The organism is Colwellia marinimaniae (assembly GCF_002207865.1).
Lineage (GTDB): Bacteria > Pseudomonadota > Gammaproteobacteria > Enterobacterales > Alteromonadaceae > Colwellia > Colwellia marinimaniae.
This window is the reverse complement of record NZ_BDQM01000194.1, coordinates 1-299: the sequence shown is the minus strand read 5'-3', so window position 1 is coordinate 299 and position 299 is coordinate 1. Positions and strand designations below refer to the sequence as shown.

1 pseudogene is annotated in these 299 nt (G+C 48.5%); it reads right to left on the bottom strand.

What is annotated here, in order from left to right:
* Nucleotides 1-299, bottom strand: a pseudogene (locus tag MTCD1_RS21915) (alanine dehydrogenase); the annotation flags it as partial.

The window sequence follows — 299 nt, the reverse complement described above, 5'->3', positions numbered from 1 at the left end:
ATAGGGGTCAGTCAAGAAGCTACAACTTATGACTGCTTCGACTGGGCTCCTGTTGGTAGGACTGCCGCCGACCAGGTCTATGACCACCGAATTCTGAGGCATTAAATCCTTGATGTGTTGGATGCTGATTAAAAAGTTATTTCCTCTCAGCTCAGCCGCTTGTTCGGCGCCATTGACGACGATATCGGCATCCTTGAGCCAATAATCGATTCTACCTCTGCTAGTCTGAGCGCGTCCTAATACATGGATATGTTTGATGCCTTGGCTATGCAACTCATCTAATGCCCCTTGGCCTACGT